The sequence below is a fragment of the Sphingobium sp. RSMS genome (assembly GCF_005406185.4).
Taxonomy (GTDB): domain Bacteria; phylum Pseudomonadota; class Alphaproteobacteria; order Sphingomonadales; family Sphingomonadaceae; genus Sphingobium; species Sphingobium fuliginis.
This window is the reverse complement of sequence record NZ_CM191257.1, coordinates 3,577,542-3,594,413: the sequence shown is the minus strand read 5'-3', so window position 1 is coordinate 3,594,413 and position 16,872 is coordinate 3,577,542. Positions and strand designations below refer to the sequence as shown.

13 protein-coding genes are annotated in these 16,872 nt (G+C 66.1%); 9 read left to right on the top strand and 4 right to left on the bottom strand.

Features of this window, described 5'->3' with window-relative positions; all coding sequences use genetic code 11:
- Window positions 1-86 precede the first annotated feature (86 nt).
- Both EGM87_RS17480 and EGM87_RS17475 read right to left on the bottom strand, forming a co-directional pair.
- The gene (locus EGM87_RS17480; RefSeq protein WP_137709447.1) at window positions 87-680 is read right to left on the bottom strand and encodes a nitroreductase family protein; all 594 of its coding nucleotides are present in this window, start codon (window positions 678-680) and stop codon (window positions 87-89) included.
- 72 nt (window positions 681-752) lie between these two features.
- Window positions 753-920, bottom strand: coding sequence for a hypothetical protein (locus EGM87_RS17475; protein ID WP_165363332.1), 168 nt, complete (start codon window positions 918-920; stop codon window positions 753-755).
- 308 nt (window positions 921-1,228) lie between these two features.
- On the opposite strand from EGM87_RS17475, the gene EGM87_RS17470 reads away from it, so the two are divergent.
- The 8 genes from EGM87_RS17470 (at window position 1,229) to EGM87_RS17435 (ending at window position 14,366) form a co-directional block, all read left to right on the top strand.
- Window positions 1,229-4,546 (top strand): trifunctional glycoside hydrolase family 18/polysaccharide deacetylase/glycosyltransferase family 2 protein, encoded by a 3,318-nt coding sequence (locus tag EGM87_RS17470; protein ID WP_137709448.1) that lies wholly within the window; start codon window positions 1,229-1,231, stop codon window positions 4,544-4,546.
- Between the two features lie 62 nt (window positions 4,547-4,608).
- The gene (locus tag EGM87_RS17465; RefSeq protein ID WP_025549335.1) at window positions 4,609-5,019 is read left to right on the top strand and encodes a PDZ domain-containing protein; all 411 of its coding nucleotides are present in this window, start codon (window positions 4,609-4,611) and stop codon (window positions 5,017-5,019) included.
- The gene (locus tag EGM87_RS17460; RefSeq protein WP_025549336.1) at window positions 5,016-5,702 is read left to right on the top strand and encodes a response regulator transcription factor; all 687 of its coding nucleotides are present in this window, start codon (window positions 5,016-5,018) and stop codon (window positions 5,700-5,702) included. Before EGM87_RS17465 ends, EGM87_RS17460 begins: the two co-directional genes overlap by 4 nt.
- 271 nt (window positions 5,703-5,973) lie before the next feature.
- A complete protein-coding gene (locus EGM87_RS17455) occupies window positions 5,974-7,266 on the top strand; it encodes a sensor histidine kinase (protein ID WP_137709717.1) in 1,293 nt (430 codons plus the stop codon).
- Window positions 7,267-7,573: 307 nt separating this feature from the next.
- Window positions 7,574-8,569 carry a LacI family DNA-binding transcriptional regulator gene (locus EGM87_RS17450; RefSeq protein WP_137709449.1) on the top strand — a complete coding sequence of 332 codons (996 nt, stop codon included), beginning with the start codon at window positions 7,574-7,576 and terminating at the stop codon, window positions 8,567-8,569.
- 72 nt (window positions 8,570-8,641) lie between these two features.
- A complete protein-coding gene (locus EGM87_RS17445; protein ID WP_253719098.1) occupies window positions 8,642-9,865 on the top strand; it encodes an HlyD family secretion protein in 1,224 nt (407 codons plus the stop codon).
- Window positions 9,866-9,872: 7 nt separating this feature from the next.
- Window positions 9,873-11,819, top strand: coding sequence for a glycosyltransferase (locus EGM87_RS17440; RefSeq protein ID WP_137709450.1), 1,947 nt, complete (start codon window positions 9,873-9,875; stop codon window positions 11,817-11,819).
- Between the two features lie 156 nt (window positions 11,820-11,975).
- Window positions 11,976-14,366, top strand: coding sequence for a membrane-bound PQQ-dependent dehydrogenase, glucose/quinate/shikimate family (locus tag EGM87_RS17435; protein ID WP_137709451.1), 2,391 nt, complete (start codon window positions 11,976-11,978; stop codon window positions 14,364-14,366).
- Window positions 14,367-14,426: 60 nt separating this feature from the next.
- On the opposite strand, the gene EGM87_RS17430 is transcribed toward EGM87_RS17435, so the two are convergent.
- Window positions 14,427-15,197 (bottom strand): DUF1993 domain-containing protein, encoded by a 771-nt coding sequence (locus tag EGM87_RS17430; RefSeq protein ID WP_503345419.1) that lies wholly within the window; start codon window positions 15,195-15,197, stop codon window positions 14,427-14,429.
- Window positions 15,188-16,543 (bottom strand): IS1380-like element ISPme1 family transposase, encoded by a 1,356-nt coding sequence (locus EGM87_RS17425; RefSeq protein ID WP_012112698.1) that lies wholly within the window; start codon window positions 16,541-16,543, stop codon window positions 15,188-15,190. The genes EGM87_RS17430 and EGM87_RS17425 overlap by 10 nt, the downstream gene beginning before the upstream one ends.
- Between EGM87_RS17425 and EGM87_RS17420 the strand changes: the two genes are divergently transcribed.
- Window positions 16,542-16,790 carry a hypothetical protein gene (locus tag EGM87_RS17420; RefSeq protein WP_137709452.1) on the top strand — a complete coding sequence of 83 codons (249 nt, stop codon included), beginning with the start codon at window positions 16,542-16,544 and terminating at the stop codon, window positions 16,788-16,790. The genes EGM87_RS17425 and EGM87_RS17420 overlap by 2 nt on opposite strands.
- The last annotated feature ends 82 nt before the right edge of the window (window positions 16,791-16,872 follow it).

Here is a 16,872-nt window from a genome sequence, read left to right as displayed (position 1 = left end):
GGGCGGACCGGCGGGCGTCATTCGGGAACCGTCATGCCCACCTGTTTCAGCATGACGGAACAGGAGAAGGCCATTCCCTTCCCGCCTCAAGCCGGGAAATTGCCAGCCGTGACGAATTCCGAAATATCCTTGCGGCCGCTCGGCACCTCGCGCGCCTGGAGCGATTCGGACAGGATGGACTTGTCCGCGATGCGGCCGATCGCGACGGCGGCCTCGATACGGAAACGGTCGGGCACGGCCAGTTCCACGCGCGCCTTGTCGAAATCCACGCCCGACATCGCATGGGCATGATAGCCCAGCCGCGTCGCCTGCAACGCCAGCAGCGCCCAGGCCGCGCCGGCATCGAAGCTGTGGCTGTGCGACGGCTTGAAATCTTCCGATCCGGGCGCGGCGATCAGCGTGTCCGACAGGATGTAGAGCAGCACCGATGCATTTTGCACCCAGCTCTGGTTGAAGGGCAGCAGCACGCCCAGGAAGCGGCTCCAGTCGGCGCTGCCCCGCGTGGCGTACAGCAGGCGCCAGGGCTGATAGTTGAAGGCGGAGGGCGCCCAGCGCGCGCCTTCGAAGATCGTGTCCAGATCCTCCTGCGGGATGAGGGAGGAATCGAAGGCGCGCGGTGACCAGCGGTCGAGGAAAAGCGGTTCGACGGCACGGGTGGCGACGCGGGCGGTGGCTGACATATGATCTCCAGAACAAGAAGCGGCCGGAATATTGGAGGCAGGGACGGAAAGGGCAAGCCCCGCCCGGCATGTTCACCGCAGTTCGAGCGAGCGTTCCAGCCGTTCGGCCTGTTCCGCGGGCGGCGCGACCGCTTCGGGCCCACGGTCGATGAGGATGCGATCCGGCTCCCGCAGCAATTCGCGTTTCACGGCGTCGCTCCAGCGACCCCAGTGCCGGCCGATCGCCGATCGCCACTCCATATGTCCTCTCCCTGCCGAATCGAGACGGGCCGTTATCTAGTTTGCCGGTAGAGATTTGTCTTTCAAGCTTTGCTGATCGGCGGGGTAGAAAAGCTTGACCGAGGGGGAAGCCTGTTTGCCGCCCTGCTTCCCGGGAAGGCGGGATGACGGACCTGGCAGGAGCAGCGTGGAAGGCAGCGCGAGAGGCAGCGCGACGGGGCGACCTCGTTCAGCCCGTTCAATCATGACCAATAGTTCATGCATGGCCCATCGGCCCGGCAAGGCCGGACGCGTAAAGGCTGGCCCGAAACAGGGCGACAGCGCGAACGATGACCAGACCCATATTCTTCGATCCCACCGGCCGCAGGGGACTTTGGGCGCGGCGCCTGCTGGCGGGCGCGCTGCTGTTGATCCTGCTCGCCGCCATCGCCTTCGCCACCACATTGGTCGCCGTGCCGTCGGAAGGCGACCTCGCCCTGCCCCTGCCCCAGCCGCATGCGGCCCGCCTGTCGGGCATCTCCTCGCTGCGGCGCGACATCGCCAAATGGCTGCCGCATTGGGGCAAGCATCGCGTGCAGGCCCGTCCGCTGAACGTCGGTTTCTATATTCCGGGCGATGAAAGCAGCATCGCCTCCCTGCGCCGCCATGTCGGACAGCTCGACTGGGTGGTGCCGGCCTTGATCACCGTGCCCGGTCCCGGCAAGCCGATCCATGTCGCGACGGACGCGGCGTTCGACCGCATGATCGCCGCCATGCCCCGTCCACCCAGGGTGCTGCCCATGGTGCAGAATATCGGCAGCGAAAGCTGGGACGGCGCGGGCGCGGCGCGGCTGTTGCGCGATCCCGCAGCGGCGCTGGCGCTTGCCCGGCAGCTGAGCGGCTATGTCGCCCGCCGCCATGAGGCGGGGCTGGTCATGGACCTGGAATCCCTGCCGGACAGCGCCATGCCCGGCTATCTGCGCTTCCTCCGCATATTGCGCGCCACCCTGCCGCACGGCGCGAAGATCGCGCTCACCGTTCCCGCCGGGGAACAGGGCTGGCCGCTGGCCCGCTTCGCCGCCGTGGCGGACCGGGTGATCCTGATGGATTACGACCAGCATTGGCAGGGCGGCCAGCCCGGTCCCATCGCCGCCCAGGACTGGTTCGCGCGGCAGGCGGAGGTCGCGCTGCGCGCCATCGGTGCGGACCATATCATCGTCGCGCTCGGCAGCTATGCCTATGACTGGCATGGCGGGACCGCCGACGCGCTGTCGCTCGATGAAGCCTGGCTCGCCGCGCATGACAGCGCCGCGCGCCCGCTCTACGACGCGGCGAGCGGCAATGCGGGCTTCGCCTATGACGAGGCGCGGCAGCGGCATCAGGTCTGGATGCTGGATGCCGCCGCGAGCTGGAACGAGCTGCTGGTGCTGAAGCGCCTGGGCGTCCAGAGCGTCGCGCTGTGGCGGCTGGGCAGCGAGGACCCCGGCATCTGGGCGGATCTGACCGCCTGGCGCACCGGCGGCCGGCCCAGGCTCGGCACCGTGGCGAGCACGCTCAACACCGATGTCGAGGGGTCGGGCGAGATCCTGCGCATCACCGCCACGCCGACGCAGGGCCATCGCGCCGTCGCCTTCGAGCCGCTGGGAACGATTGAACAGGAAAGCTATGGCGCGCTGCCCACCCCCTATCAGGTGGAGCGCACCGGCGGGCAGAACCGCAAGATGCTGGCCCTGACCTTCGACGATGGGCCGGATGCGGTATGGACGCCGAAGATATTGAAGGTGCTGGAACGGACCCGCACGCCGGCGACCTTCTTCGTCATCGGGGAAAATGCGCTGGAGCATCCGGGGCTGCTTCAACGGATCGTCGCTGACGGGGACGAGATCGGCAATCACACCTACGACCATCCCAACCTCGCCACCTGGTCGGAGGAGCCGACGCGGTTGCAGCTCAACGCCACGCAGCGGCTGGTGCAGGCCTATACCGGGCGCAGCATGCGGCTGTTCCGCGCGCCCTATTTCGGGGATGCGGAGCCGACCACGGCGGACGAGCTGGGCCCCGCGCTGGCGGCGCAGAAGCTGGGCTATACGGTGGTCGGCCTGCACGTCGATCCCAATGACTGGCAGCAGCCGGGCACCGACGCCATAGTGCGGCAGGTGATCGATCAGGTGCATGCGGCCAGCACCGACCGCTCCGGCAACATCATCCTGCTGCACGATGGCGGGGGCGACCGGTCGCAGACCGTGGCGGCGCTGCCCCGCATCATCGCTGGACTGAGGGCGGAGGGCTATCGCTTCGTGCCGGTGTCGCAGCTTGCCGGGCTGCCGCAGCAGGCCGCCATGCCGCCGGTGAAGGCCGGCGACCTGCTGGCGGTGCGCGTCGACGTCGCCGCCTTCGTGGCGCTGGCGACGCTTTCGGCGCTGCTCGGCTGGATATTCTATGTCGCGATTGCGCTGGGGCTAGCGCGGGCGGTGCTGATGACGCTGCTCGCCTGGTTCCAGGCGCGGCGGGGACGTCCCACACCGCCGGACTATCGGCCCAGCGTGTCGGTCATCATCCCCGCCTATAACGAAGCCCGCGTGATCGAGGCGTCGGTGCGCCGCGTGCTGGCCAGCGACTATCCGGGCCTGCAACTGATCGTCGCGGATGATGGGTCTAAGGACGCGACCAGCGCCATCGTGGCGCGGGCCTTTGCCGACGATCCGCGCGTGACGCTGCTGACGCTTCGGAATGGCGGCAAGGCGGCGGCGCTGAACCGGGCGCTGCGCGATGCGACGGGGGAAGTCATCATCGCGCTCGACGCCGACACCCAGTTCGAGCCGCAGACGATCCGCCGCCTCGCCCGCTGGTTCGCCGATCCCGCGCTCGGCGCGGTGGCGGGGGATGCGCGGGTGGGCAATCGCGTGAACCTCGTCACCCGCTGGCAGGCAGTCGAATATATCACCGCGCAGAATCTGGAGCGGCGGGCGCTCGCCGGCTTCGACGCCATGACCGTGGTGCCCGGCGCGGTCGGCGCGTGGCGCCGCGCCGCGCTGGACGCGGTGGGCGGCTATCCCGAAGACACGCTGGCGGAGGATCAGGACCTCACCATCGCGATCCAGCGGTCAGGCTGGCGCGTCACCTACGATCCCGAAGCCGTCGCCTGGACCGAAGCGCCCGAAAGCTTCCGGGCGCTCGCCCGGCAGCGCTACCGCTGGGCCTTCGGCACGCTGCAATGCCTGTGGAAACATGGCCGCATCCTGCGCGAACGGCGGCCGACGGGGCTGGCATTGGTCGGATTGCCGCAGGCCTGGCTGTTCCAGATCCTGTTCGCCGCCATCTCCCCGCTGATCGACCTGGCGCTCGTCACCTCGATCCTGGGCACCATCGTCCGGGTGAACCAGCATGGCTGGGCGCAGACCAGCAACGATGTGTGGACCATGGCGCTATACTGGCTGGCCTTCACCGGCGTCGACATCCTCTGCGGCTGGGCCGCCTATGCGCTCGACAACCGGGACATGCGCTATCCGCCGCATCTGCTGGTGGCGCAGCGCTTCGTCTATCGCCAGATCATGTATTGGGTCGTGGTGCGCGCCATCGCATCGGCCATTGGCGGCTGGGTCGTCGGCTGGGGCAAGCTGGAGCGGACGGGACGCGTCGCCGTCCACGAAGGCGCGGCCCCGGCATGAACAAAGCTTAACATGACATGGCGGCGCCCATGGATCATCCTTCCGCCCATGAAAGCGGGTGCATGGACAGGCAGAGGCTGAGCCACGCGGCATCGGGCGTCCTTCTGGCGGCGCTGGCGCTCTGCGCGCTGGTCATGAGCGGCGCCTTTTTCCTGCACGTGCGCCATGCCGGCGACGACCGGATGGAGGTGGCGGCCGCGCAGGCCCGCGCCCTGCCCGGCATCACCCTCAGCAACGGCATGCCGGCGGGATCGGGCGTGGTCGTCACCAGCATGGAAACCGACGGCCAGGCGGCGCGCCTGGGCATCCGCGTCGGGGACGGCGTCGTCAGCCTGGACGGCATGCCGATCCGCTCGCTGGATCAGGCCAGCGCCTATCTGCTACACCATCCCCAGCCGAGGATCATGCTGGGGCTGAAACATGCAGACCATATGCGCGTGGTGATGCTGGACCGGCCGGAAGGGGAAAGATGAGCCACAAGATATTGGTGGTGGAGGACGACGCGGCGACCGCCGCCTATGTGGCCAAGGGCATGGGCGAGGCGGGCTTCACCGTCGACCGGGCGGACAATGGCCGCGACGGCCTGTTCCTGGCGAGCGACGGCAGCTATGGCGCGATCATCCTCGACCGGATGATGCCGGCGATGGACGGCATGGCGATGCTGAAGGCCCTGCGCGCGGCGGCGATCGAGACGCCGGTCATCATCCTTTCCGCCCTCGGCACGCCGGAGGACCGGGTGGAAGGGCTGACCAGCGGCGCGGACGATTATCTGGTGAAGCCCTTCGCCTTTGCCGAGCTGATGGCCCGCGTCCAGTTGCTGCTGCGCCGGGGCGGCGGCGGCAGCGCGGTCGTCACCCATTTGCGGCACGGGGACCTGGAGATGGACCTGCTTTCCCGCCGGGTGAAGCGGGGATCGCGCACCATCGACCTGCAACCGCGCGAGTTCCGCCTGCTGGAATATTTCCTGCGCCATCCCGATCAGGTGGTGACGCGGACCATGCTGCTGGAGGGCGTCTGGGACTATCATTTCGATCCGGGCACCAACGTCATCGACGTGCATGTCAGCCGCCTGCGCCGCAAGCTGGACGAAGGCGGGGACAAGCCCTTGCTGCATACGGTGCGCGGCATGGGCTATCGGCTGGGACCGGAGAGTTAGAGCCAATCGACATTCAGATGATGACGAGCCGAAAATGGTGGTTTTCCGTGACCCGGAGCGCAGCGTACTCAAGGTATGTGAGCACCGGAAGCACGGAAAAGCGTCATTTGCAGGCCGTCAGGGCTGAATGCCGATTGGCTCCAGGGCGTGCGGGATGGCATCCATGACTGCTTCCGGCCATCCTAAGACCCTCCCCTCCCGCCGCTGGTTCGGCTTTGCCCGTTCGACCATCGGGCGCTTCGTCGGGCTGGCCTTCCTCTGCCAGTTCCTGGTGACCGGCGGCGTGCTGCTGTTCGTGCAGCAGGCGAGCCAGCGCACCGTTGTGGCCGCCGACCGGCAGGCGGTGGAGGACGCCCGCGACGACCTGCTCGCGCTCCATCGCAGCGGCGGTACGGCGGCTCTGCGGTCAGAGATCGCCCGGCGTTTCCGCGCCATAGAGGGGGAGCGCGCCGTGCTGCTGCTGACCGACAGGGCGGGACGGCCCGTCAGCGGCAATCTGGGCGCCTGGCCCGCCGGGCTGGCGGCAGACGGGCGCTGGCAGATCATGTCGCTCTACCGCATCGGCCGCGACGCGCCGGAACCGATGGGCGTCATTCCCGTGAAGCTGCGCGGCGGCGGGCAATTGCTGACCGGCATGGTCGTTTCCAACAGCCTGCAACTTACCCGCATCTATGAGGAGGCGCTGACCGTCGCCTTCGTCATGAGCCTGGTGCTGGCGCTGGGCATCGCGATCATGCTGGGCCGCATATTGGCGCGGCAGGTTTCCGACATAGCGGAAACCGCCAACGACGTCGCCGTGGGCGCGCTGGACCGGCGGGTGCCGACCGATGGCAGCGGCGACGCCTTCGACCGGCTCGGCCAGTCGATCAACGCCATGCTGGAACGGATCGACGCGCTGGTGACGCAGCTTCGCATGATGACAGACGGCCTTGCCCACGACCTTAAATCCCCGGTGACGCGGCTGATCTCCGTGGTCGAGCAGGCCAGCGCCCAGACGCGGGACGACACCGCGCTCGATGCCTTGGAAAAGGTGCATCATGAAGCGCAGACGCTCCGTTCCATGTTGACCACGGCGCTGCTCATCAGCCGGACCGAGGCGGGCTTCGGGGGCGACCAGCGGCGCGACACCCATGTTGCGGAATTGCTGCGCGACGTGGGCGAAATCTATGGCCCGCTGGTGGAGGATAGCGGCTTTGCGCTGGCCATTTCCGCGCCTGACGCGCTGACCTTTCCGCTCCATCGCGAACTGGTGAGCCAGTCGCTCGCCAATCTCATCGAAAACGCGCTCTATTATGCGGAAAACGGCGACCGCATCGAACTGAGTGCGGCGATCGAGGGTGGCGACCTTCTCATCGCCGTGGCGGACAATGGCCCGGGTATCCCGGCGGAAAGCCGTCCCGCAGCCTTGAAGCGCTTCGGCCGGCTCGACCCGGCGCGCGGCAAGCCGGGATCGGGGTTAGGCCTGTCCCTGGTGGAAGCGGTGGCGCGGCTGCATCATGGCATGGTGACGCTGGCGGATAACGGTCCCGGCCTCAAAGTCCTGCTGACCCTGCGCCGACCGTGAAAAGCGCATCCCGGGCAACGGCCTGAAGCGTGCAGTTCATCCGACCGCCGCCCGGGATGACAGCCGTTGCCTTGCTTGGAGAGTATGACAACGTTGTCTTGCCGCTCTAGACCGTTACCGATGCCGGATCAAGGACAATTTTCACGGATCCCGCGACCATTTCCCCTGATTTACGCACCATATTTACGATTCCGGCATGAATATCGGCGTCTGGCGGTGCCGTTATCCGGGTAAACGTTGTTTCCTCCATCGGCCTTCCATGGCAAGACCGGTGCATGACCGTCCTTTCTTTCGCTCAACCCCGCTGATGCCCAGCATCCATGACGTTGCGGCACTGGCTCGCGTATCGATCAAGACCGTCTCCCGGGTGGTCAACCAGGCGCCCAATGTCAGCGAGGAGCTGCGCGAAAGGGTGACGGCGGCGATCCGCCAGCTTGGATACCGGCCCAACCAGTCCGCGCGGCGGCTGGCTGGCGGGCGATCCTTCATGATCGCCTTCCTCTACAACAACCCCGCGCCCTCCTATAATGGCGGCATACAGTCGGGTGCGGCGAACCGGTGCCGGGATCTGGGCTATCATCTGGTGGTGGAGCCGATGCCGCTGACAGGGGAAGAACGGTTCGCCATTCTCGACCGCCTGGTCGCAGCATTGCGGCCCGATGGCGTCTTCCTGGTGCCGCCCCTGTCGGACGACGCGCAATTGCTCCAGCGGCTGTCCGAACTGAAGCTGCCCTGCGCCCGCATCGCCGGATCGGTGATGGCGGAAAGCTTCAACATCCCCACGCCGGAGCGCGCGGCCGGTCGGATGATCGCGGATCATCTGATCGGCCTTGGCCATCGCCGCATCGGCGTGATCACCCCACCCGCCAGCCACAAGGCGGCGATGCAGCGCGTCGAGGGCTTTCGCGACGGCATGGCCGCGGCGAACCTGCCGCTGGAGGAGTCCCTGTTCGTCGAAGGCGCCTTCGATTTCGAGTCAGGCATAAAGGCTGGTGAGCATCTGCTGTCCCGAGGCAAGCGCCCCACCGCGATCTTCGCGACCAATGACGACATGGCGCTGGGCACGCTGACCGTCGCGCACCGGCTGAAGCTGCGCGTGCCGGAGGACCTGTCTGTTGTCGGTTTCGACGACACACCCGCCGGCCTCACGGCCTGGCCGCCCCTCACCACCGTCAGCCAGCCGCTGGAGGCGATGGGCAGCGCCGTGATCGACGCGCTCGCGGGCGGCTCCGCCGATGCGCCGCACTTCACCTTCAGGCTGGTGCAGCGCGATAGTTCCGGCCCGGCGCCGGCCGGGGCATGAAGCCGGCGGGCGGCGCCTCCAACCTTTCTTAACCATGTCCATATATGATTCGCCCATCAGATTGGGGGCGAAATGAGCGTAGAAGCCAAATTTCCATCCGATGGTGCAAAGGAATTGCGGCTGGCCGAGGGCGACGGGCGGCAATGGTTCCACCTTCCGCGGCGAATGCTGGTCGGCGGCCTTCTGCTGATCATGGCCTTCGCAGTGCTGGTGCGCAGCTTTATCTTCACGGCGGGTTACAATACCACTTTGGTGGCGGACATGGGCCTGGTCAGGGCGCCGATCTCCGGCGAAGTCGACCGGCTGGGCGCGAACGTCGGCGACCGCGTGACGCGGAACCAATTGCTGGGGAGCTTCGCCGCGCCGGTGGGCCTGTCGGCGGCCGTCCGCGCCGGATCGGAAGATGTGGACCAGCTCAAGGCGAAGCTGGCCAGTATCGACGGCCGGATGGCGGCCCTCAGGGCTGACGCCGACCATATCCGCCGCGAATCGGGCGTCTACCGATCTGAAAAGCTGGTGCAGATGGATGCCGTCGCGGACGAAAGCTCCGCCCAACTGTCGGCCGCGCAGGCTCGATTGGCCTTTGCGCAGAAACAGTTGGACCGCACCCGCGCCCTCGCTGGCCGCGGCTTCATCAGCGCAGCCGGACTTGAGAAGGCGGAACAGGATCAGCGCGCCGCCCTGGCGGACAGGAATGCGGCGATGGCACGCCGACGCACGAACCTGATCGAGGCGCATGCCGCGGGCCAAGGGCTGTTCCTCAACAACGGCTACAGCAATGTCCAATATTCGACCCAGCGACTGAGCGATCTCAATCTGGCGTTGAGCGAATTGCGGGGCGAAAGGGAGAACCTGACCGCAGCGCTGGCCAAGGCGCAAAAGCTGAGCGGCGATGGCAAGGCCGGCGCCATGCGGCGGCTGCAGCTTCCGTTGCAGGCGAGCATCGACGGCCGGGTCTGGGCGAAGGTCGCCGCCCCCGGGGAGTCGCTGCGTGAAGGCGATCCGATCTACATGCTGGCCGACTGTTCGTCCTTCTTCGCCTATTTCACCGTGGGCCGCAGCGCCTATAGCAGGCTCACCATCGGTTCGCCCGTGACGTTCATCGCCTTTTCGAACGGCGATCGCTGGCCGGGAACCGTCGTCAACATGGGGGTCAGCGATCCGTCCCAGCTCCGCGTCACCAGCCATGTCCCCAATCCCGCCGCAGGCGAATATCTGATCGGCGCGCGGATCATGCTGGACGCGAAGGGCAAGAAGCAGTGCCCGGTCGGCACGGCGGGCCGGGTGGTGCTGTAACGCGGCCATGAACCCCGCCGAGATCCCGTCCTATTTCTGGGGCCTCGCCACCCTTGGCCTCTGCCTGCTGATCTTTCCCAAACTCAGGCCGGCCAACCCGCTGCATCGGCTGATCGTCAGCGGCGCCGCGATCGGATCGATCCTGATCTACATGACATGGCGCATGGTCGCCACGCTCGACCTGGGCACGCCCGGTTACGCCCTGCTTTCCGTGGGCTTCTTCATGCTGGAGGTCTGCTCCACCCTGGGCGGAGTGCTGGTGCTGGTCGTGCTGACGCGGCGGCGCGACCGACTGAAGGACGTCAGCGGCAACATACGCTGGCTGCATGTCAACAGGCCCAGCGCCGCGATCTTCATCTGCACCTATAATGAAGATGTCGGGATTCTCGACCGCACGATTACCGGCGCCCTCAACCAGAATTATCCGGCGAAGGTCTTCCTGCTGGATGACGGCCGGCGGCCGGAGGTGGAGGCGCTGTGCCGCCGTCGCGACGTGGAATGGCTGACCCGGCCGGATAATGCTCATGCCAAGGCCGGCAATATGAACGCAGGGCTGGCGACACTGGCCGCGCGTGGCGAGATGCCGGATTTCATCGCCATATTGGACGCGGATTTCGTCGCCCTGCCCAATTTCATGTCCCATTGCGTGGCCCTGTTCCAGGACCCGACCGTGGGGGTGGTCCAGACGCCGCAGCATTTCTTCAACCCCGATCCGCTGCAACACAGGATCAAGGGGCATCTGGACCTGCCCGACGAACAGCGCTTCTTCTTCGACACCTTGCTGCCGGCCAAGGACGGATGGGGCACCGCCTTTTCCTGCGGGACGTCGTCCGTCGTCCGCACCGCCGCGCTTGCCGAGATCGGCGGATTCCCTACCGACAGCATTACCGAAGACATGCTGCTGTCGATTCGCATGAAAGAGCATGGCTTCGTCACCGCCTATCTGAACGAAAAGCTCAGCCTTGGCCTCGCGCCGGAAGGGATCGGCGAATATTGCACCCAGCGCATCCGCTGGTGCATCGGCGCGATGCAGATCATGCGCAGCGCCGACGGCCTGTTCTCGCGCAAGGGCCTGGGCTGGATCGACAGGATGAGCCTGCTGGAAACCCTGCTCTACTGGATGGGCAGCTTTCCCTTCCGCCTCGCCTGCCTGCTGGTGCCGATCCTCTACTGGATGACGGGCCTCACCATCATGGATGCGCCGATCGGCGAGCTTGCGACATTCCTGCTGCCCCGCATCCTGGTGGAAGCCTTCGCCATCAGCTGGTATTCCAACGGCCGGATACTCCCGCTTCTGACCGACACGTCCCAGTTGCTGGTCGCGCCGGAGATCGTGGCCGCATCCTGCCACACCCTGCTGTTCCCCGGGGAGCGGCCGTTCAAGGTGACCAACAAGGGGGGCGACCGTTCCCGGACGGTGATCCACTGGAAATTGCTGTCGCGCTTTGCGGTCGTGCTTCTGCTGACCGTGGGCGGGATGCTGTTCGGCTATGGCTCGCCACTGGCGCCGACCTTCTTCTCGGACCAGAAGGGCATCGTGGCGTTCTGGAGCATGTACAACGTCCTCGTCTGCATCATCGCCATCATCGTCTGCGTCGAAACGCCGCGAAGGGCGGAAGAGCGGGCCCCCATCAGCGGAACGGCGCTTTTCAGCGCGGGGGACAGCGCCACCCCGGTCCGGCTGCTCGACATTTCGTCGAGCGGCGTGGCCTTCGCCAATGAAGGCGGCTGGCGCATAGGCGACAGGGGCACGATTTCCATCAGGGAACTGGGTGAGGTTCCGGCGATCGTCGCGCGCATCACGGATCGCGTCGTGGGGGCCAAGATCCTCCTTTCGCCCCAGCAGCAGGTGGCGCTCACGCATTTCCAGTTCGCCGGCGACCGCATGCGCACGCCGGACGTGTCGACGCTCGGCAGCGTCCTGGCCCTGATCAGAGGTCTTGCGCTGAACTGAGCAGAGGACCGCTTCCGGCAAAGCCATTCGAACCCGCGGGCAGCAAGGGTGCAACCTCCGGCAAGGCCCGTCCTTGTTTGCGTCTCTCTTCACTTCCCGAAACGGAACATCGCCGCTGCGCGACGGTTTGCTTGCGAGATCATCGGAGGCAAATCGATGAAGTCCGGCCGCCAGACTGCAAAATTGCTGAAGGTCATCGCGGTCTTGACAGGCGCTGTCGGCACGGCCAATCTGATCGGCGGCATCTGGCTCGCCTCATTGGGCGGCAGCCCCTTCTATGCGGCCGCGGGATTGACGATGCTGGCCAGCGCCTTTCTGCTCTGGAAGCGGCGCGCGGCCGCCCTGCATCTGTTCGCGGCGCTCGTCCTCGCCACGATGGCCTGGGCCTGGGTGGAAATCGGCGTGGACTGGTGGCCGCTCGTTCCGCGCGGCGACCTGATCTTCCTCTTCGGCCTGTTGCTGATCCTGCCATGGACCGTGCGGCGCCTTGCGCCGGCTGGGGGATGGGTGCGAAACGCCGGCCCCCTGGCGGTGGCGCTGGCGATCGCCGGCATCTTCGGCCTGGCCGCGCTGATGCGCGACGTCCACAATCTCGACGGCACGCTTCCTGGCCCGCGCAGCGCGATCGCGCCGGAGCCGAACGCAATGCCCGATGATGACTGGCAAGCCTATGCCCGAAGCTGGCGTGGCGACAAATTCTCGCCCCTGACCCAGCTCACGCCCGCCAATGTCGGCAAGCTGGAGGTGGCGTGGCAGTTGCGGACGGGCGATCTCAAGCGCTCGGGCGATCCGGGCGAGACGACCTATGAAATGACCCCGATCAAGGTCGACGACACCGTCTATCTCTGCACGCCGCATAATCGGGTGATCGCTGTCGACGCGGAGACGGGCAGGGAGCGCTGGAGGTTCGATCCGCTGATCAGGACTTCGGCAAGGAACATGCAGCATCTCACCTGCCGCGGCCTTTCCTATTGGGATTCATCGCGCGCGGGGGCGAGCGCCGCCGACTGTCCCCGGCGCATCTTCCTCGCCACGAACGACAGCCGCCTGATTGCGCTGGACCCGCGCACGGGCGCGCCGTGCCGCAGCTTCGGACGCGCCGGGACCGTCAGCCTGCTTCCGGGGCAACCTCATTATAATGGCGGCTGGTATCAGGTGACGTCCGCGCCCCTTGTCGCGCATGGCCTGGTCGTGACCGGCGGCGCGGTTTACGACAATATCTCCACCGACGTGCCCTCGGGCGTCATCCGTGCCTATGACGCGCTCACGGGCCGACTGGTCTGGAATTTCGATCCGGGCAATCCGGACAGCACCGCCCCGCTGGGCGCGGGCCGGCACTACACGCCCTCTTCCCCCAACAGCTGGAGCACGCCGGCCGCTGACGAGGCGCTGGGCCTGATCTATCTGCCGATGGGGATGGGCGCTGTCGACCAATGGGGCGGCAGGCGGCCCGCGACGACCGAACGGTTCGCCACTTCGGTCCTGGCGCTGGACATCGTGACCGGAAGGCCGCGCTGGGTGTTCCAGACGGTCCATCACGACCTGTGGGACATGGACGTCCCGGCCCAGCCGGCGCTGGTCGATCTGGACCTGCCCGGCCGCGGCCGGGTGCCGGCGCTGGTGCAGTCGACCAAGACCGGCAATCTCTTCGTCCTGGACCGCCGGAACGGCAAGCCCCTGTTCCCGGTGGAGGAGCGCCCCGTCCCGGGCGGCGCAGCGCCGGGCGACCGCTTGTCGCCCACCCAGCCCTTTTCCGCCATATCCCTGATGCCCGCCCCGGCGCGTGAAAGCGATATGTGGGGCGCAACCATGCTCGACCAGCTTTATTGCCGCATCCGGTTCAAGTCGCTCGACTATAAGGGGCCCTTCACGCCGCCCTCATTGCGGGGGACGCTGGTGTTCCCGGGAAATTTCGGCGTGATGGACTGGGGCGGCATTTCGATAGACCCGATCCGCCAGGTCGCATTCGCCCATCCAAACTATGTCGCTTTCGTGGACAGGCTCATCCCCCGCGCGGAAATGGAGGACCATGGCGTACGGGGGCCAGCGGGCGGCTCCGACCGGCGCGGATCGGACGAGCAGGGGTACAATCCCAATACGGGCGCGCCCTTTGCGGTCGACATGAACCCCTTCCTGTCCTTCGCAGGCCTGCCCTGCCAGTCACCGCCATGGGGCTATGTCGCGGGCATCGATCTGCGGTCCGGCAGGAAGGTCTGGGAACATAAGAACGGCACGATCCGCGACGAAACCTTCCTGCCTATCCCGTTCAAGCTGGGCGTTCCATCGCTGGGCGGTCCGATGTCGACGGCAGGGGGGCTCACCTTCATGGCGGCGGCGATCGACAATTATCTGCGCGCCTATGACACGCGCACCGGCAAGGTGCTGTGGCGTGCCCGCCTTCCGGCCGGCGGACAGGCGACGCCGATGTCCTATCGGTCGAGGGCGAGCGGGCGGCAGTTCGTGATCGTCGTTGCAGGCGGGCATGGCTCCCTCGGCACGAAGCTGGGCGATCATGTCATCGCCTATGCTCTGCCCAGACAGCCTTAGTTCCCCGGCTCGCTACGTCCGCGGGCACGGCGGGGCCCTGCCCGCCATGCCGCCAGCGGATCAGATCGGCGCTGGCGGCGACGGCAGCTTCCGAACGGCGCCCAGATAGTCCCGCTTCCCGAGGGGCACGCCGTTCGTCCGGAGAATGTCGTAGGCCGTGGAGGCATGGAAATAAAAGTTGGGCTGGGAGAAGCTGAGCAGGAAATCCTTGCCCAGGAAATCCCAGCGCAGCTTGTCACCGATGGTGAATGTCATCGGCCTGTCGCTCAAGCTTTCCACATCGGCAACTTGAAGTGCGCCAAGGGCGTCGGCCGCTTCCATCACCCTGGCGTTCAATTCCTCGAAACTGGCCGGTGGCGCCGCGATGTCAGGCGAGAAATTCCCGCGCTGAACGCCATGGATCGCGCCGATGGAATGGATTGCGCAGCTTTTCACCTGATAGGCGAAGTCCAACATGTCGGGGGCGAGTCTGGCATGAAGCAGCCGTTCCGGGGGGAGAGACTGCGCATCGCAATAGGACTTCGCTTTCACAACCAGTCTCGACACAGACTCCAAAATCTGAAGGCACCCCGGTACGAAGGCGTCGTAAAGCGTCATCATCCGACATTCCCCAAGTAGCCTGCCGCTTGACTTCAAGATCGCCTGATTTTGCTCGCTGGGCAAGCGTTTTTCGCCCCGAGCGGTGTCTGTCGTCGCGCAAACGGCCGAAGTCGGGTGGATCAAGCCTCGAACCCGCAGCATTCTGGCCCGGCAGAGCCGCTTTTCCGCGCGGCAGACGGACCTGTCCTGCCGCTTTCGTTCAGCTTGGGCATGGATCGTGGTCATGCGCATGACGGAGGCGTTCGAAGACGGCGGATGGCGGCAAGGACGGCCCGCACCATCGGGCCGGTGACGGCGACCTCGGCCAACTGGAAGGTAATGGCGCGGGCGTGGCGGACGACGCGGGCGCCGATCTTGATCAGCTTGAGTTGCAGGCTGGTCAACGACCAGTCCGCCATGGCCTCGGGCAGTTCGATGCAGCGCAGGAAGGTTGCCAGGTTGTAGGCCAGCGCGTGCAGTTGCAGCCGCACCTCGTTGTGCCGGAACTTCCGGCATGACAGCCGCGTCCAGCGAAAGGCATATTTGCCTTCCTTGATGTGCTGCTCTGCGGTGCCGCGCTGGTTGTAGAACCTCACCACCCAGTCTGGCTCCATCGGCAGGTTGGTGACGATGAAGCCGACTTTGGGGAACAGCTCGCCCGGATGCCATTCGATCTTGGCGATGACGCGGCGCGGCTTGTCCCAGGACGCCGCCTGATACTCGAAGTCCTCGAAGAACCGTTTGACCTTGGTCAGCGAAGGCCGTCCCACGGGCCGTGTCAGCCGATGCGCGATCTTCTCGCGCAAGACGGCGTTGGCGGGCAGACGGATGGCGTAGAAGAACCTGGCTTCTTCCAGCCGCATATAGATCGCGGGGATCGCGTAGGCAGCGTCGGCCCGGAAGAAGCGTCCACCAAGGTCGCGGCCAGCATATCGGGCAATGACGGGATCAAGGACATCCCGCCAGCCATCGGCGCTGTGGACATTGCCGTTACGCAGGGCGCAGCGCTCCAGCATGCCAAACTGGTTGAACAAGAAGATGGGGTGATAGCAGGTGCAGTCGAAATGCCCGTTCCAGGCAGCACCTTCCTGATCGCCGTGGGTGGGGCTGACCGAGCTGTCCATGTCCAGCACGATGTATTTCAACCCGTTGCGGTCATGAAACCGGTCGATCCATTGGCCGTTCAGATCGGCCAGCGCCGCCCGGTTCGCGGCCAGAGCCAGCGTCTCGGTCTCGAACCGTCCCATCTGCGATGCCGAAGCAGCTTGCGCCTCGACGGCCCTGCCGCCAACGACCTGACGCATCACGGGATCGAGGGCCAAGCGGTCGGCATCGTTCACATCCTCGTATCCGGCCAGTCGTCCGAACACCGATTGCCGGAACAATCCGTCAAGCCGATGGAGCGTGTTCTTCCCGGTGCGGCTGTCTCGCAGCGCCTCCGACGCCAGATTGGACAGGCCGAGCACGTCATCAAGCTCGCGCATCACCAGCAGGCCACCGTCTGAACTGATCTGCGCACCACGGAACTCCAGACGCACACGGCGGTCGAAATCAACCCGATCTCCCCGCGCCAAGCCCGCACCCTCCAGGTGATCCATGAAACGCGCCCCTCGCAGCCGTCAACGCCATGATTTATATGCGAAATATCACGATTACGACAGCGAAATCAGCGACTTACTTGGAGAATGTGGGATCATGGATCCTGAACCTTTTGACTGGCCACCGAATGGACCGGCAATGGCCGATCTGGCCAGGATCGGCAACCGCATCCTTCCCGGCAGCGTTCCACAAGGACTGGAGCGCCCGTGGACGATCGATCGCACCGGATGGGGAGCCCGGGGTTGAATCTCTGGAAGAGGCACCCGCCATCGTCGGGCGTGGATCAACCGATGAAAGCAACCCTTATCGGGCACAGCTATCCCACAGG

Coding starts and splice junctions, on each gene's coding strand:
- EGM87_RS17480 (WP_137709447.1), bottom strand. CDS start 680: ATGTCAGCCACCGCCCGCGTCGCCACCCGTGCCGTCGAACCGCTTTTC.
- EGM87_RS17475 (WP_165363332.1), bottom strand. CDS start 920: ATGGAGTGGCGATCGGCGATCGGCCGGCACTGGGGTCGCTGGAGCGAC.
- EGM87_RS17470 (WP_137709448.1), top strand. CDS start 1,229: ATGACCAGACCCATATTCTTCGATCCCACCGGCCGCAGGGGACTTTGG.
- EGM87_RS17465 (WP_025549335.1), top strand. CDS start 4,609: ATGGACAGGCAGAGGCTGAGCCACGCGGCATCGGGCGTCCTTCTGGCG.
- EGM87_RS17460 (WP_025549336.1), top strand. CDS start 5,016: ATGAGCCACAAGATATTGGTGGTGGAGGACGACGCGGCGACCGCCGCC.
- EGM87_RS17450 (WP_137709449.1), top strand. CDS start 7,574: ATGCCCAGCATCCATGACGTTGCGGCACTGGCTCGCGTATCGATCAAG.
- EGM87_RS17445 (WP_253719098.1), top strand. CDS start 8,642: ATGAGCGTAGAAGCCAAATTTCCATCCGATGGTGCAAAGGAATTGCGG.
- EGM87_RS17440 (WP_137709450.1), top strand. CDS start 9,873: ATGAACCCCGCCGAGATCCCGTCCTATTTCTGGGGCCTCGCCACCCTT.
- EGM87_RS17435 (WP_137709451.1), top strand. CDS start 11,976: ATGAAGTCCGGCCGCCAGACTGCAAAATTGCTGAAGGTCATCGCGGTC.
- EGM87_RS17430 (WP_503345419.1), bottom strand. CDS start 15,197: ATGCGCATGACCACGATCCATGCCCAAGCTGAACGAAAGCGGCAGGAC.
- EGM87_RS17420 (WP_137709452.1), top strand. CDS start 16,542: ATGAAACGCGCCCCTCGCAGCCGTCAACGCCATGATTTATATGCGAAA.
- EGM87_RS17425 (WP_012112698.1), bottom strand. CDS start 16,543: ATGGATCACCTGGAGGGTGCGGGCTTGGCGCGGGGAGATCGGGTTGAT.